Raw genomic sequence first — 15,796 nt, 5'->3', positions numbered from 1 at the left:
CGTTAATTTGGCTTGACCTGAAACGCGTTCCATGCGTTATAGTAAGTCTTGTTCAGAGTTAAACACGCTTAGTCGTTTAAGTCACTGTCCCTTCAGCCGGGATGGTGACTTTTTTTACGCTTAGTTTTCAGAAAACGTGATGGCTCCTGACGCTAAAATAGTGTAACCTAAAAGCAATGGGTTATTTTAGAATTATTTTTAATTTATTTTGGGAGGCAGTTCGGTGTCAAAAAGGGTAGTTATGATTGTGACGATTGCATTACTGCTGTCCAATGCGATGAATGGCTTGGACAGTACCATTATTAGTACAGCGTTACCGGCAATTATTAGTGATTTACATGGGATTCAGCTCATGGGGTGGATTGTTGCGGTGTTTTTATTAGGGGGTGCCGTAACCACGCCACTTTGGAGTAAGTTTGGCGAGCGGGTAGGTAATAAACGGGCGTATCAGATTTCAACATTGATTTTTGTTTTGGGGGCTTTGCTGGAAGGCTTAGCGCCTAATATTATCTTTCTGATTATTGCCCGGACCGTAATGGGGGTCGGCAGTGGGGGGATGACTGCGATTCCGTATATTATTTATGCGGAAATTTATCAAGATCCGGTCAAACGCGGTAAGGTATTTGGGTATGTTACTGCCAGTTTTAGTACCGCTGCAATTATTGGACCCTTAGTGGGTGGCTTTATTGTGGATAACTTTGGTTGGCACTGGGTCTTCTATATTAATGTGCCAATTGGTCTCGCTTCGATTGCAATCATTCATTGGTTGTACCAAGCGCCTAAGCTCACGGCAACACATTTGAAAGTCGATTATTTAGGTGCCATGTGTTTAACGAGTGGGTTAGTGAGTCTACTGGTTGGTATTGAAATGATCGGTAAAATTGCCCCTTTGGGGGTGGGCTTGATTCTAGTCCTGGCGGTTGGCCTATTAGGGGCCTTATTGGTGGTTGAACGGCGGGCCAGTGATCCGATTATTCCGAGTCGTTTATTTAAAAACCGGTATTTAGTGGCAGCTTTTGGGATGTTCTTTTTAATTTATGGTTTCTTTGTGGGCTTCAACGTTTACGTGCCAATGTGGGCGCAAGGGTTATTAGGTACCACTGCAGTGATCGGTGGTGTGACCCAGATTCCGGGATCAATTACGAACTTTATGGGTGCACAATGGAGTTCCAACTTAGATCGTAACTGGTCGACACGGCGGATTGTCATGATTGGCTTTACCAGTTTGCTAATCTCATGTGGGCTGTTGGTGGTAGCAAGTGCGCACACGAGTTATGGGTGGTTGTTGCTAGCCGGTGCCTTTCAAGGGGCCGGAATTGGGATTTGTTTTACAGTTTTGCAAGTGAGCGTGCAACAACAGGCGGCACACCGCGATGTGCCGATTGCGACGTCGTTTAGTCTGTTGGTGCGGATGCTAGGGCAGACTTTTATGGCGTCGATCTATAGTGTCGTCTTAAACCAAGCATTAACGACGGGGGTCCGGCAAGCACATGGCAACATCACCATGACGATGTTGAATCAGTTGAGTGATGCGACCAGTGCGCGAACGTTACCGGTACAGTTGATACCTGCGATGCGGGCAATCTTATATACAGGCTTGCATCACATTATGGGGTTGGCTTTCGGGTTACTGGTGTTAGGTTTAGTCATCAATGTATTCGGTTTTCGGCAGTCCCGCGTTGGCCGCCGACGCCAACATAGCTTGAATATAAAGCATCATCTGAACTAAATAAGTGAATTAAAGTGTGTTGGACTTGCGTCTGGCGCACTTTTCGTTATAATTAATGTAACTAAAATAGTTACAAGTGGAGGTAGTCATATGAAAGCAGTTGTTGTGACCCAGCCAGGTGGGCCGGAAGTTTTAACTTATACTGAAGTATCCAAGCCAACTTTAAAGGCTGGTTGGTCCCTATTGCAGGTCAAAGGTTTTGGGATTAATCATTCTGAGATATTTACGCGTCAAGGCAAGTCGCCATCGGTTAAGTTCCCACGTATCTTGGGGATTGAAGCGGTCGGGGTGATTGCTGAAACCACGGATGCAACGCGCCTGCCAATCGGGCAAACTGCAATCTCGATAATGGGCGAAATGGGCCGGGCCTTTGATGGCAGTTATGCCGACTATGTGTTGGTACCGAATGCGCAACTTTATCCGGTAACGACGACGTTAAGTTGGGCTGAACTGGCAGCGATTCCCGAAACTTTTTATACCGCTTATGGAGCGTTGCTAGGACTAAGATTAGCGCCGCAACAATCGTTACTCATTCGGGGTGGGACTAGTGGTGTCGGCGTGAGTGCTGCTAAGCTAGCCCATGGCATGCAACCGGACTTAAAAGTGGTCGGTAGCAGTCGGAGCTTGGCTAAAAAGGCGTTGATGTTGGCACATGGGTTTGATGAAGTCGTTATCGAAACCGACGGCAAGCTAGCGACGGACCAACGTTTCGACCGTGTTTTAGATTTAATTGGCCCAGCGACGGTACCTGATTCGTTGCAACATTTGCAATCAGGTGGAATTGTGAGCTCGACCGGTCAACTAGGTGGTGTTTGGACGTTAGATCAATTCGATCCAATCACACGCATCCCCAATGGGGCTTATTTAACGAGTTTTTATTCGGGCGATGTGGATCAACCACGGTTAGATGCCTTGTTACAAGTCATTGCCCAGAAAAAGATTGACGTGCGCCCCGTCAAAACGTTTAAATTAGCTGAGATTCAAGCGGCACATACTTATTTAGCGAGCCAACATAGTTTTGGTAAAGTCGTCGTCCTACCTTAATTAAGGAGGGGTAAAAATGACGGGGGTACAGATTCGTCCTGTTAAAATGACGGAACTAAGTGAGTTGTGGCATCGCGGCTTCAGTAATCCACAAGCTGAATGGTTAAAGTGGAATGGGCCGTACTTTCATGATAAATTGCCACAGCAAACTGATTTTGAAACAATCATTGGGCCGAGAGATTGGGTGATAACCCCGCGCAATTGGATTATTACCGTCGACGGAACACTGGTCGGTGGGGTTAATTATCATTTCGTCGATGGTGACTTGCAACATTGGCTAGAGGTAGGAATTATTATTTATGATAATCAGGTCTGGGGACACCAGGTCGGCCGGCAAGCGTTGACCTTATGGTTAGACCATTTGTTTGCAACCATGACCGTGCCACATCTGGGGTTAACCACTTGGTCTGGCAATCAGCGAATGATGCAATTGGCAGTTGCGGTGGGGCTCAACTTAGAAGCTCGGATGCCGCAAGTGCGTTACTGGCAGGGGCATTATTATGATTCAGTGAAGTACGGTATTTTACGCACAGATTGGAAAAAATTACGTCAGTCAGAATAATTAATAAAACATTTGTTCCCCTATCTAAAATACGGTATCATAGATACAGTAGTTAAAAAAGATGGGGCGGGAATGTATAATGAGAAAAAGAAGCCAGCGATGGTGGCAATTACTGGGCGTTTTAGGGCTAATGTTAGTGCTCAGCGGATGTCGGGCAATCGATACCTTAACAAGTGATACCAGTTCGACGCACTCGACAACCGCAAGTGCGCCGGCGAATTCGACCGTGGCGGGAACCTATGCCAGCTTAGCAAAGCAAACCTATCAGTCCGGTGGTGCGGCAGCAATAAAAGTTAATAGCGGTAAAAGCACCTTGCAAGCAAGTTTATGGAAAAAGTCAAAGATTGATTATGGTAATCTCGATCAATTGAACCGGACAACGACCGATACCGCTTATTTAAGTCAGGCTAATCTAGGCAAGTCTGCTGGCCGTACCGCACAAACCTGGAGCCCAACAGGTTGGCATAATCAACCAATTACGGTTAATGGTAAACGGGTTTACCCGCAAAATCGGGGCCATTTAATTGCCTATACTATTTCATTTAATTTGACGAATGATGGGCAATATCAGGCTGGTGAAGCGGGGAGCTTGGATAATCCTAAGAACTTAGCGACCCAAACGGCCTATTCTAATCAGCAAACCATGCAGATTTATGAGAACCAAGTTCGAACGGCTTTAGAACAAGGTAAGAAAGTCATCTATCGGGTGACTACGGTTTTTCGTGGGAATGAATTAATGCCACGTGGTTACTGGTCACAAGCGATTTCAACGGATGGCAGTGTCAATTTCAATGTTTATATTTGGAATGTTGAGCCCGGTGTGAGTTTCGACTATGCCACCGGACGCGGTAAAGCGGATGCGACGATGCAGGTGGCTGGTGCTGACCGAATTAACAGTAGCACCAATACTGCTGCTAATCGGTCAACCAGTCAGACGACAACGTCTAAACAAGTTGAAAAAGAGTTATATAAGTACGGGTATAAATTTGTCAAAAAAGCGGTACAGTAAGTAATCAGTGTACACAAGGACCAAAAAGTTGGCTCGTTTGTGCGTATTAACCTGAGATTGGCGGTCATTCTGGTTTTGAGAATGAGTGCCAATCTTTTTTACGACACAAACTGACTTTTGTTCACGGGCCAGGATTTAGTGACTAAAAACGCCTCTGGCTGTTAGCCAAAAGCGTTACTAAAAGTGTCTATGAGGGTTGATGGTCAGCGGCAATTGACCAAGGCGATGTGTGTAACATCCAAGTAATGCCAAAAGCATCCGTGAATTGGCCCATTTTACCACCCCAGAACTGCGTTTCAAATGGCATGGTGATGGTGACTTCACCGGAATCAACGAGCCGTTGATAAAAGGCAGTCGCTGCTTGGGCACTAGCCGCATCTTCACTATTAATATCCAACATGAGCGTAATTTGTGCGGACGGTTTAGGCGTTCCTTGAAAGGCATCCGCACATTCAAATTTAGTCCCTAGAATTGAAAAGCCAGCGTGCATGGTGAGATTATTGAGGTCGGCGTCAGCGGGCAGGCCAAATTGTTGCGCTTGTTCAGGCTTAGGACTAAGGCGATAAATGTCAGTGGCACCAAAGACCCGTTGATAGTAAGCAATGGCTGTCTTGGCGTTTTCAAAAGTGAGATAAGGGTAAAGTTGTGATTGCATCAAGTCATCTCCAAGATAGATTAATGGTAACAAATTGATTGTAGCATTAACCGCTGCCATTGGCGATAAAACAGCAATCCTCAATTGCGTTGGAAAGACAATTTATGAAAATTGTCGTATTCCGCGACAGACTGGTTGAATCGATGCTGGTCAAGTTTTAAAATGCGTTTATACTATTAGACATAGCGTTGCTTACCGCCGTTAATAGCAATTTATTCGTTTTATTTTATATTGACAAGTAGCGCTTAACAATCTAAATCTCAATCACTAGTTAATCCTTCCCAGAACGACTAGTGGCTTTTCCATAGCAATCAGTGGTCTCCCAACCAGTGATTGTGATACGATCGTGTGATTGTACGATCCCCTTGGAACGTCTGACTAATTGGTTAGGCGTTTTTTTGTTGGTCAAATTAGTGATCTGTAAGGGTAAGTAAAAAAAGTTCTAGGTTATCCTAATGATGCTCACATAATGAGGTCTGCTGAAAATTTGTAGGTACCAATTACTTGTGCGGAATTTGGTCTACGTTAGTCTAACGATAGGTATAGGTTTATCACGAAATGTAAGGGTTTACAGTAGCCGGTGAGACCCTTACGCTTAAGCCATTATAGAGGAGGGATTCAGATGCAACATTTTATGGATTGGCTTCAAAATACGTTGATGCCACCGATGGCTAAAGTGGGGAATAATAAATATTTAGTGTCGGTCCGGAATGGGTTAGTACTCACTTTACCGGCCATTATTAGTGGGAGTGTTTTCCTAATTATTGGAAATATTCCAATTGCGGCGTGGACTAATTTTATTAAGCCATATACTAATATGATTGGAGTTGCGGTTAATGGCTCATTTGGCATTATTTCGTTGTTAGCTGTCATTGGTATTGGTTATGAACTTTCTAAAGCGCTTGAAATAGACCCGTTATCAGGTGCTGGCTTGGCAACTATGGCGTTTATTATCAGTTCCTTTAATGATAAGTTTACCTTAGATACAGCCAACTTCGCTTCATCGGGTTTATTTACTGCCATTATTACGGCATTTATTGCCGTATCTATTTTTAATTTCTTTGTTAAACGCAACATTGTCATCAAATTGCCAGCCGGAGTTCCCACGGCAGTTTCTAATTCATTCGTTGCCCTTTTCCCAGGATTTGTTATTTTAGTATTATTCTGGGTTGTACGGATGCCGCTACACATTGATATTAATCAGATTGTCCAGACAATTTTTCATCCATTACTATTCGCTATGAATACGTTACCAGGAATTCTGGTTTATACCTTACTGGTTAGTCTATTGTGGGTTTGCGGGATTCATGGTGATATGACACTAGAAGGGATTGCCGACCCGATTTTCTTACAATTTTTAGCGGCCAACGGTACTGCTTTGGCACATCATCAGCCCTTACCATATGTGACCGCTGCTGGTTTTTCAAGCCTTTATGTTAATGTTGGCGGGACCGGTGCAACGATTACCTTAGTCGCTTTAATGCTGTTTTCGCGGAGCAAAACTTATCGGGACCTAGGTAAAGTCGCTTTTCCAAGTGCCTTATTTGAAATTAATGAACCCGTTATATTCGGGTTCCCGATTGTGATGAATGCCATCACGATGATTCCATTTATCGTTGTGCCGTTAGTATTGGCTACTTTGTCGTATCTCTTGATTGCCATTGGCTGGATTTCAGCCCCAGTTGCGATGGTTCCTTGGACAATGCCCCCAATTATCGGACCGCTAATGGCCACTGGTTGGGATTGGCGGGCCGCTGTTTGGTCAGCGATTGAACTGGTCATCGCCGGTGCGGCTTATTATCCATTCTTCAAAGTCGCTGAACAACAGATGTTAACTAAAGAAGTCACGGCAACTAAAGTAGAATAGGTCAGTAAAAAAGTCCGCTAACCTTAAGTGATTAGCGGGCTTTTAGTCATAAAAAGGATTTGAATTTCCTGCCAAATCGGCTGATTGGACGAGGTCACCATAATAGTAAGCTCGCGATGACGATTAAAAGTAGCAGATCAATGCCAGCAAAGGCCCAGTTCAGGCGTTGTTTCCAAGCACGATAACTATCGAACCCTAAAATACCGACCATAATGGCGAGTAATGCAAAGCTGGAAAAAAGTAATACGGTATCATTTTGATGCAAGGTATAAGGGAGTAGGATGAGTTGTACAATCAGCCAAACCCCGGTGACGAGTAATAAACGTTGAATAATAGCATCTTGACGTAATGGTTTCATGAGGTGACACCTCCTAATTAATTACTTTTGATTGTAATCGCTATCATTGCTAATAAACAGCGCAATTATCAGGAGTTGTTTTAGAATCAGACAATTTAAATGAAGTGTTGCAAAAATGATTGATTCGGGTTAACATTGATACATTCTAATATTTGAATAGAAGAATGAAAGGGGCCTTTAACATGGACCGAAACGAGGCGGCACTGAAAGAGTTCCGCGAGACAATTCCGATTTTTGAAGTGCTGGCGGACGAACGCCGACAGCAGATCATGATTGAGTTAACGCAGCATGCTAAGGGATTAACAGTTGGTGAGTTGACTAAAATTATGCAAATTTCACAACCAGCCGTTTCCCATCAACTTAAGGCGTTAAAAGATCATCATTTTGTCAGTGTTGAACGGCAGGGGACACGTAATTATTATCACGTGACTTTTGACGGTCCACTAACTAAAGTCGAACATTTAATTCATACGTTACGGGAAGATTTGAAGCAAAAGCCATATTTACAGTAAGATTAGTCCAGGCGTTGCCGTGGGAGCAGCGTTGCTTTCGGTCTATTGCATTCTAATATTCGAATATAAGAATTAAAAAATGGGGTGGTTACAATTTCTATTCGTACGGAGTTGGATTTGCAACGTGCGATGTATCAATTATTAGAACAGCGATCAATATCACAAATTACGGTTGAGCAGATTTGTACGCAGGCTTTGATTCATCGGAGTAGTTTTTATCGGTATTATACGGATAAATTCAACCTGTTAGCACAAATGGTCATGCATACGCTGGCCGAATTACTGGCAGCGGAACAATCAAATGCCGTTGGTTCCGCTGTGATGGCGCAATTTATTGGGACCCATACGCAAGTGTTACGTCATTTATTGGTGACAAATACCGAAGGCGATAATAATCGCTCGCAGCGGGTCATTAATGATTGTTTTTTAACAATTGCGCAAACCGGGGCTACTGATCGGGTTCTCATGATGATGCGGACCGCAGCAGAACCAGATTTAACGGCATATCTGGTTAGTGGTGCCATTACGAGTATCGTGCAATGGCTCAGTAGTGAGGGAATTGATGGGGCGTCCGTGCAAACGCAATTAGCGATTGAACACACCTTGGCAACTTTCTTCTCACTAGAACAACAATCAATTTAATTACTTTGAAGGAAGGCTCGATGTTTTGAAAATGATTAGCGGGGAATGGCGATCAATTCGTCATAACAAGATTCTATGGATTTCAGTTGCAGTCATGATTTTAATTCCATTTTTATACAGTGTGTTTTTTTTAACTTCAGTTTGGGATCCTTATGGGGATACTAAGAAGTTACCAGTGGCAGTGGTTAATCAAGATAAAGCTGTTAACTACCAAGGCAAGCGTTTTGCGGTTGGTGAGCAGTTAGTGACTAATCTAAAGAAAAATGACCAACTTGGTTGGCACTTTGTTTCAGCCAAAAAGGCGAAAAACGGGTTAGCAACGCACAAATATTATACGGTCGTGACCATTCCGGCTAATTTTTCACAACATGCAACGACGGTAACTAGTAAGCAGCCCCAAACCATGAAGCTGCATTATGCGACTAACGCGTCGTTGAATTACATTGCTAAAGTGATTAGTGATGCTGGGGCCACCCAACTGAATCAAAATGTCCGTGCGGCCGTGACAAAAGCTTATGCCTTAGCAATGTTTAAACAAGTGAAAACGGCCGGTGAGGGTTTCAGCCAAGCAGCCGATGGGGCGACGCAACTAAAGAACGGTGGGGTCGAACTCCAATCCGGGCTGACGACGTATACCACCGGTGTGCATACTTTAAAGGATGGCACGACGGAACTTAACACCAAGGTGCAGCAATTACCGGCTGGCATTGCCAAGTTAGCCAATGGTGGCAGTGCCTTACAAACGGGCCTCGATACGTTAAATGATAGTACCGGTGCCTTAGCGAGTGGTGTAACCAAGTTAGCGGATGGTTCTGGACAAGTCACGACGGGGTTACAAACGTTAAATGGTAAGACGGGGACTTTAGCGAGTGGCGTTACCAAGCTAGCGAGTGGTTCCAGTCAAGTCACGAGTGGGTCTAAACAAGTGACTGACGGTCTCCAGACGTTAAATAGTAAGACGGGGACGTTGGCGGATGGCGTTGTGACCTTAGCCGATGGGTCACAGGCGCTAGCCGTTAACTTGGTTAGTTATACGGATGGTGTCTATCAAGTGTCATCAGGTCTCCGGACGTTAAATAGCCAAACCGGGGAACTATCGACGACCGTGAAAACATTAAATGATGGTTCGAAAACCTTAGCAAATGGCTTAACGACCTATACTAACGGGGTATCGGATGCTAGTGATGGTGCCAAACAAGTCAGTGATGGGTTAGCTAGCTTACAAACAAAAACAAGTAGTTTACCCACCCAGGCTAAAACGCTGGCTAAGGGGACAGCTGGTATAAGTTCGGGTATCGGTGGTATTAAGGATATTAGTAACGGGTTGAATCAGCTCTATGCTACCAGTACTAGTACAAGTGAGATAAACAAGCAAAAAATTCAGGATTTACAGACTAGCATGAGTCAGATGGCTAAAGCCTTGGCGCAAGTCGAGCAACAATCAGCGGCCGGTTCACAACCTACGAATTCGACGGCGATGGCGACGGTTATGCATGATATGCAAGCCAATGTCGATCAATTAACAGCCACGACGATTACTAGTCAGGATAATGATGTGACCCAACAAATTAATGCCAAGATTGAAGCATTGAAAACGTCACAACATTTAACTGATGACCAAGTTAAAGCACTAGAAACCAGCTTAGCAAGTGTGAAATCAACGACGACAACAACTAAATCAGCGACAAATACACAAGCAGCGCAGGCTTTGACGGCCAATATGACTAAATTACAACAGACTGCGTCTAGTCAATCAGCTAGTTTAGTGACTGAGTTTAAAACGCTCGAAGATGGGGTTAATACGTTAGTCTCAGAATTAGATGGTGTGACGAAAACAGTCGATACCTTAGGCCAAGGCTCTAGTCAAATTACAAGTTACCTAACCGTGCTTCAGCAGAGTGCCGATAAGTTAAATGCCGGCATGACGGAATTGAGCAGTCAAGTTCCCGCATTAACGAGCGGGATTGATGGCTTAGCAAGTGGCGCCAATAAGGTAACGGTGGGCACCCAAACTTTGACGGCCCAAAATGCAGCACTTAACACGGGTGCCGGTCGATTGAACTATGGCTTGACAGCCGTTAATGGGGCTGTTCCTGCCTTGACTGGCGCAATTAGTCAGTTAAGCACAGGTGCCCAGACGGTGGCGTCTAATTCAGCTGCCTTGAACAGCGGTGCCAGCCAAATTGCTGCTGGTAATGCGCAACTTAATACCCAAGTGCCAACGTTAGTTGCGGGTGTTGCACAATTATTTGCCGGCTCTAATCAAGTCACTGCTGGTTCTGATCAAGTCACGGGTGGGCTAACCACTTTGAACAGTCAAGTTCCGGTGTTAGTGAGTGGTGTTGCGCAATTGTTTGGCGGGTCTAGTCAGGTGACGGCCGGCTTAAACACGCTCAATACCCAAGTTCCAACTTTAGTTTCTGGCGTCCAACAATTGGATACTGGGGCAAGTCAATTAAATACTGGGCTACAGACTTTACAAGGGAGTACCGGCCAATTGACTGACGGCGTGCAACAATTAGCTGATGGTGCTGATCAATTGGATACGAATTCACCTAAATTATTAAGCGGCACTAAAAAGATTAAAAAGGGTAATGCGACCTTGGCGGAATCCTTACAAAGTGGCGCCGATACGGTTAATGCAACACCGTTGAAGAGTGCAAACGCGCAAATGTTTGCGACGCCATCGAAATTGACGCATTCTAATTATAGTTATGTCCCTAATTATGGTCATGCCTTAGCACCATATGTCTTGTCATTAGCGCTTTATGTTGGTGCGATTGTCTTTAATTTTGCTTATCCAATTCGACGGATTGCGGATGATGATGGGACTGCGACGCAATGGTTCTTTAGTAAAATTGCAGTCGGCGCACCAGTGGCCGTCTTAATGGCGATTATCGAATGTATTGCGTTGTTAATTGTGGGGTTAAAACCAATTAGTATGGTGGGTTACTTTACCACGGCAATTATGATTGCGTTAGCCTCAATGTTTATCGTCATGTTCTTGTCGATGCTGTTGGATAATCCTGGGCGTTTCTTAGCGATGGTCTTGCTAATGTTGCAACTAGGTGGTTCTGGTGGGACGTTCCCAATGGAAATCACGAACTCGTTCTTCAATGCGATTCATCCATATCTTCCATTGACTTATTCCATCTTAGCATTCCGGCAATCAATTACCGGTGGTTGGGGCAGCAGTACCTATGTCTCCTCAATTATCATGTTACTAAGCTTTACAATTGGTGCCTTGGTCCTTCTTTGGGGGTCAATGGTCCTACTTAAAAAGCGCAATCTCCAAGAACCAACAACGGCACCAATCCAGATGAAAGCTGGTAAATAGGTGTCAGAAAATTAAAAAGCGGCGATAATCAACAGGTTAAGGTTGGTTATCGCCGCTTTTTCTGTTTAATCGACTTGAGCCAATCCCCGCAAGTTCGAACAACATTAGGTCGTCTAATCACCGAATGTGGTAATATTAATGATTGTTTCATTAAATTTTAATTTCATTAGTTGGAGGTGCAAAATTGAGTATTTTTCTAAAATTAGGGTGGTATTTTCGGCGTGAATGGAAGCTTTATCTCGCAGGCGTCATTGGTCTGATTTTAACTGCTATTATTGGGGTCGTCCCCCACGAATTATTGGGAATGTGGTGGATGGGATTAATCAGCATACGTTAACCGCTCGCTCACTAACCAGCTATTTAGCGATTATTGCCGTCGCAGCGGTTGGCCAGTATTTAACACGTTATTTATGGCGCAACGCAATTTGGGGTGGTGCCGCTGGCTTAGAGCGTACTTTGCGAGAACGGTTGTTTAGTCATTTTATGAAGATGGACGCGACCTTTTATCAACAGTATCGAACGGGAGACTTGATGGCGCACGCCACCAATGATTTAACGGCGGTTGAACGAGTCGCCGGTGGTGGTATTTTGCAGTTCGCAGATTCCATTATTACCGGTGGGACCACTTTAATCGCAATGATGACCTTGATTGATTGGCGATTGACCGTGATTGCGGTGGTTCCATTCCCATTGTTGGCGGTGGTCTCACGGTACTTGGGTCGTAAGATTCATGTGGCGTTTCGTGATTCCCAGGCGGCTTTTTCACGCTTAAACAATAAAGCCCAAGAAAGTATTAGTGGGATTAAAGTGATTAAGGCGTTGGGCCAAGAAAAAGCGGACGTGGCAGACTTTGATCAGCAGGTTGATCGAACCATTAAAATTAATCGACACGTGAACTTTTTAGATTCCTTATTTGATCCGGCGATTACGTTAATTATTGCGGTGTCATATGCAGCCACGATTGTTCTAGGCGGCTTGTATGTGACTAATCAGGTGATTACGATTGGTAATTTGGTGTCATTTATCACGTATTTAGGGATGATGGTATGGCCGATGTTTGCAGTTGGCATGCTGTTTAATACGATGGAGCGTGGCAATGCTTCTTATGATCGGGTCATGGAATTGTTAAATCAGACTAGTGCAATTGTGGACCGTCAAGACGGGCTGCAGCAACGGCCAAGTGGTGATTTACATTATCAAATTAATCAATTTAATTATCCTAATGATGATGGGACTAGCTTAAAAGAAGTTCATTTTGATTTAAAAGCGGGCCAAACCTTAGGGATTGTTGGCCGTGTTGGTGCCGGTAAATCAACGATTATGCGCTTGATTTTGCGTGAATTTGATAATTATGCCGGTCAGATTAGTTATGGTGGTCATGACATTAAAGACTATGCTTTGGATAGCTATTTGCCAGCGATTGGCTACGTGCCACAAGATAGCTTTCTATTTTCGAATACGATTCGGGAAAATATTCGGTTCGCTGATCCTAAAGTGAGTCAAGCGACTGTTGAAGCGGTCGCGGCTAAAAGTGATTTAAGTGGTCAGATTGCCGGGATGGCCGCTGGTTATGACACGCAAGTTGGTGAAGAAGGTATTTCACTATCTGGTGGTCAACGGCAACGATTGGCAATTGCGCGAGCGTTATTGATTAATCCAGAATTATTGATTTTAGATGATGCGTTATCGGCCGTGGACGCTGAAACTGAAGCCGAAATTTTAGCGAATTTAAAAGCCGAACGGGCGGATAAAACGACAATTATTGCAGCGCACCGCTTAAGCTCCGTCATGAATGCCGACGAAATTATCGTCATGTCAGCTGGTCAAGTTACGGAACGTGGTACGCATGCCGAGCTTATGGCGCAGCATGGATGGTATCGTGCGATGTTTGATCGCCAACAGCTTGAAACAAAAGTGGAAGGGGCGGTGCAATAATGTCACAACATCAATCAGTTTGGGCACGTAGTATGCCGGTTAAAGAACAATTGACGGTGATTCGGCGACTCTTTGCGTATGCCAAACCATTTAAGTGGTATTTCGTCATTACGATTGTGATGTCCGGGTTAATTAGTTTAGTTAATATCTACTTGCCAAAAGTGTTACAACTGTTTATTGACCGCTACCTGCGGGTCGGACACGCTACCTTACCAATCATGTGGTATTTTGCCGGGTTATACTTCTTTGGGATGTTGATGCGAGCCATCATGCAATTTTTCCAGAATTATACGAGTACGATGGGTGCGGAATACATGCTGGAAAATGTTCGGCGGCAGATGTTTAAGAAACTGCACCGCATGGGTATGCGGTATTTTGATCAAGTTCCCGGCGGCTCAATTCTGTCCCGCTTAACGAATGATACGATGTCTTTTTCCAATTTCTGGGCGTTGTTTAATACGTTATTTACCGCTTTTTTTGCCGTGATTTCATCATTTTTAGCCATGTATTTTACGGACCATGAAATTGCGTTATGGTTACTCGTCTTTATGCCGTTTTTGGCAGTAACCATCTGGTATTATCAACGGTATAGTTCACGGGTGTATCGGCGCATGCGGGAACGATTAAGCGAATTAAATACTAAGCTAAGTGAAGCCATTACTGGCGTCAGTGTGATTCAACAATTTCGGCAAGAACACCGCATTAACGGTGAATTTGATCAGACAAATGATGCGTACTTTAAGACGCGGCAAGCGATGATTCGTACCAATTCATTGTTACTTAGTCCGATTATTAACCTATTTTACGCGCTTGGTACGGTCATGATTTTAGGCTTCTTTGGGGTCCGTGGCTTGAATGGTTACGTGGCCGCCGGGGTCGTGTATGCGTTTATTACGTATTTAGATAACTTCTATAATCCAATGACGCAAATGATGGATAATCTATCTGACTTTCAAGATGGGGTTGTCGCTGGGTCACGTGTTTTACGGGTGATGGATGATCCGACCGTTGCCCCGGCCCAACAAGCCGACCCGACCGCAAAAATCACGCAGGGTAAGATTGAATTTCGACACGTGACTTTTGCCTATGATGGCGTTAATCCAGTCTTAAACGATGTTTCTTTTGTTGCCGAACCAGGCCAAACTGTTGCGTTAGTTGGACAGACCGGGAGTGGCAAAACATCGACGATTAATGTCTTGATGCGTTTTTATGAGTTTCAAGCCGGTGAAGTCTTAATTGATGACCGTGATATTCGTGAGTATCCCGCCCAAGAATTACGGCAAAAAATGGGGCTTGTTTTACAGGAACCCTTTATGTTTTATGGCGATATTAACTCTAATATCCGGATGTTTGACGAACAGATTTCGGATGAGCAGGTTCAGGCGGCGGCTAAGTTTGTTAAAGCCGATGACTTTATTGATGAGTTACCCAAGACCTACCAGTCGCGGGTGATTGAACGTGGCGCCAGTTATTCTTCTGGTCAGCGACAATTAATTTCATTTGCACGGACAATCGTGACGGATCCAAAAATCTTGATTCTGGATGAGGCGACCGCCAACGTGGATACCGAGACAGAAGCGATGATTCAAACTGGTCTCAATCGGATTCAAGCAAATCGGACCACGATTGCCATTGCGCACCGATTATCGACGATTCAAAAGGCCGACTTAATTCTGGTATTGAATCAGGGTAAAATCGTAGAACGTGGGACGAATGACGACTTGTTGGCGCAACACGGGTATTATTACGATATGATTCAATTACAAAATTCAGCGCATACGGATTAAAACCATGTTAAGCTAGAGACAAAATTAACTGGGGTGAAATGGATGCAACGAAAACTAACAATTGTGACGGCCGGTTTAATGCTAGTTTTGAGTGGCTTTAATTTAGGACTGGCGCTCTTACGGTCATTTGACACAACGGTGCCACATAAAATTAAGCTGAAAGTGAAAATTAAGTAAAGTATCTTGCTTAATTCGATGATTACGTCTGTAATCGTTAAATGAAGCGGTTGAAGCTGCGATGAAAATCTCAGTTTCAACCGCTTTTTAATTTTTTTTAGACAAACCCCTTGCCTTAGTCCCACTGTAAGCTAGTAGACTAATCAATAGACATAACCAAATGTCGATTGGAAAAGGGGCAT

12 protein-coding genes and 1 pseudogene are annotated in these 15,796 nt (G+C 44.2%); 11 read left to right on the top strand and 2 right to left on the bottom strand.

The window, feature by feature from the left end; genetic code table 11:
- Positions 1-223: 223 nt before the first annotated feature.
- The 4 genes from C5Z26_RS06100 (at position 224) to C5Z26_RS06085 (ending at position 4,344) form a co-directional block, all read left to right on the top strand.
- Complete coding sequence (locus C5Z26_RS06100; protein ID WP_105449088.1) at positions 224-1,729, top strand: MFS transporter; 1,506 nt, start codon at positions 224-226, stop codon at positions 1,727-1,729.
- A gap of 90 nt (positions 1,730-1,819) precedes the next feature.
- A complete protein-coding gene (locus C5Z26_RS06095) occupies positions 1,820-2,773 on the top strand; it encodes a zinc-binding dehydrogenase (RefSeq protein WP_105449087.1) in 954 nt (317 codons plus the stop codon).
- 16 nt (positions 2,774-2,789) lie between these two features.
- The gene (locus C5Z26_RS06090) at positions 2,790-3,335 is read left to right on the top strand and encodes a GNAT family N-acetyltransferase (protein ID WP_105449086.1); all 546 of its coding nucleotides are present in this window, start codon (positions 2,790-2,792) and stop codon (positions 3,333-3,335) included.
- A 79-nt stretch (positions 3,336-3,414) separates the two neighbouring features.
- Positions 3,415-4,344 (top strand): DNA/RNA non-specific endonuclease, encoded by a 930-nt coding sequence (locus C5Z26_RS06085; RefSeq protein ID WP_105449085.1) that lies wholly within the window; start codon positions 3,415-3,417, stop codon positions 4,342-4,344.
- Between the two features lie 187 nt (positions 4,345-4,531).
- On the opposite strand, the gene C5Z26_RS06080 is transcribed toward C5Z26_RS06085, so the two are convergent.
- Positions 4,532-4,999 (bottom strand): VOC family protein, encoded by a 468-nt coding sequence (locus tag C5Z26_RS06080; protein ID WP_105450146.1) that lies wholly within the window; start codon positions 4,997-4,999, stop codon positions 4,532-4,534.
- Positions 5,000-5,621: 622 nt separating this feature from the next.
- On the opposite strand from C5Z26_RS06080, the gene C5Z26_RS06075 reads away from it, so the two are divergent.
- On the top strand, positions 5,622-6,866 hold the full coding sequence (locus C5Z26_RS06075) for a PTS sugar transporter subunit IIC (RefSeq protein WP_105449084.1): 1,245 nt from the start codon (positions 5,622-5,624) through the stop codon (positions 6,864-6,866).
- Positions 6,867-6,960: 94 nt separating this feature from the next.
- On the opposite strand, the gene C5Z26_RS06070 is transcribed toward C5Z26_RS06075, so the two are convergent.
- The gene (locus C5Z26_RS06070; protein ID WP_105449083.1) at positions 6,961-7,224 is read right to left on the bottom strand and encodes a hypothetical protein; all 264 of its coding nucleotides are present in this window, start codon (positions 7,222-7,224) and stop codon (positions 6,961-6,963) included.
- A 182-nt stretch (positions 7,225-7,406) separates the two neighbouring features.
- Between C5Z26_RS06070 and C5Z26_RS06065 the strand changes: the two genes are divergently transcribed.
- The 6 genes and pseudogenes from C5Z26_RS06065 (at position 7,407) to C5Z26_RS12720 (ending at position 15,614) form a co-directional block, all read left to right on the top strand.
- Positions 7,407-7,736, top strand: a complete 330-nt coding sequence (locus C5Z26_RS06065) for an ArsR/SmtB family transcription factor (RefSeq protein WP_105449082.1) — start codon at positions 7,407-7,409, stop codon at positions 7,734-7,736.
- An 84-nt stretch (positions 7,737-7,820) separates the two neighbouring features.
- Positions 7,821-8,378: a TetR/AcrR family transcriptional regulator gene (locus tag C5Z26_RS06060; protein ID WP_234005737.1), complete on the top strand. Its 558-nt coding sequence runs from the start codon at positions 7,821-7,823 to the stop codon at positions 8,376-8,378.
- A 31-nt stretch (positions 8,379-8,409) separates the two neighbouring features.
- Positions 8,410-11,715, top strand: coding sequence for a YhgE/Pip domain-containing protein (locus C5Z26_RS06055; protein ID WP_105450144.1), 3,306 nt, complete (start codon positions 8,410-8,412; stop codon positions 11,713-11,715).
- 184 nt (positions 11,716-11,899) lie between these two features.
- Positions 11,900-13,650 (top strand): annotated as a pseudogene (locus tag C5Z26_RS06050) (ABC transporter ATP-binding protein).
- Positions 13,650-15,437, top strand: coding sequence for an ABC transporter ATP-binding protein (locus tag C5Z26_RS06045; RefSeq protein ID WP_105449081.1), 1,788 nt, complete (start codon positions 13,650-13,652; stop codon positions 15,435-15,437). Before C5Z26_RS06050 ends, C5Z26_RS06045 begins: the two are co-directional and overlap by 1 nt.
- 42 nt (positions 15,438-15,479) lie before the next feature.
- A complete protein-coding gene (locus C5Z26_RS12720; protein WP_255414946.1) occupies positions 15,480-15,614 on the top strand; it encodes a hypothetical protein in 135 nt (44 codons plus the stop codon).
- Positions 15,615-15,796 lie beyond the last annotated feature (182 nt).

Source organism: Lactobacillus sp. CBA3606, assembly GCF_002970935.1.
Taxonomy (GTDB): Bacteria; Bacillota; Bacilli; order Lactobacillales; family Lactobacillaceae; genus Lactiplantibacillus.
The sequence above is the reverse complement of the archived record's forward strand: the minus strand, read 5'-3'. Positions and strand labels throughout refer to the sequence as shown.

What these genes read in the sequence shown, in the direction of transcription:
- C5Z26_RS06095 (WP_105449087.1), top strand. Translation starts at nt 1,820, where the DNA reads ATGAAAGCAGTTGTTGTGACCCAGCCAGGTGGGCCGGAAGTTTTAACT.
- C5Z26_RS06085 (WP_105449085.1), top strand. Translation starts at nt 3,415, where the DNA reads ATGAGAAAAAGAAGCCAGCGATGGTGGCAATTACTGGGCGTTTTAGGG.
- C5Z26_RS06070 (WP_105449083.1), bottom strand. Translation starts at nt 7,224, where the DNA reads ATGAAACCATTACGTCAAGATGCTATTATTCAACGTTTATTACTCGTC.
- C5Z26_RS06045 (WP_105449081.1), top strand. Translation starts at nt 13,650, where the DNA reads ATGTCACAACATCAATCAGTTTGGGCACGTAGTATGCCGGTTAAAGAA.
- C5Z26_RS12720 (WP_255414946.1), top strand. Translation starts at nt 15,480, where the DNA reads ATGCAACGAAAACTAACAATTGTGACGGCCGGTTTAATGCTAGTTTTG.
- C5Z26_RS06075 (WP_105449084.1), top strand. Translation starts at nt 5,622, where the DNA reads ATGCAACATTTTATGGATTGGCTTCAAAATACGTTGATGCCACCGATG.
- C5Z26_RS06065 (WP_105449082.1), top strand. Translation starts at nt 7,407, where the DNA reads ATGGACCGAAACGAGGCGGCACTGAAAGAGTTCCGCGAGACAATTCCG.
- C5Z26_RS06090 (WP_105449086.1), top strand. Translation starts at nt 2,790, where the DNA reads ATGACGGGGGTACAGATTCGTCCTGTTAAAATGACGGAACTAAGTGAG.
- C5Z26_RS06055 (WP_105450144.1), top strand. Translation starts at nt 8,410, where the DNA reads ATGATTAGCGGGGAATGGCGATCAATTCGTCATAACAAGATTCTATGG.
- C5Z26_RS06080 (WP_105450146.1), bottom strand. Translation starts at nt 4,999, where the DNA reads ATGCAATCACAACTTTACCCTTATCTCACTTTTGAAAACGCCAAGACA.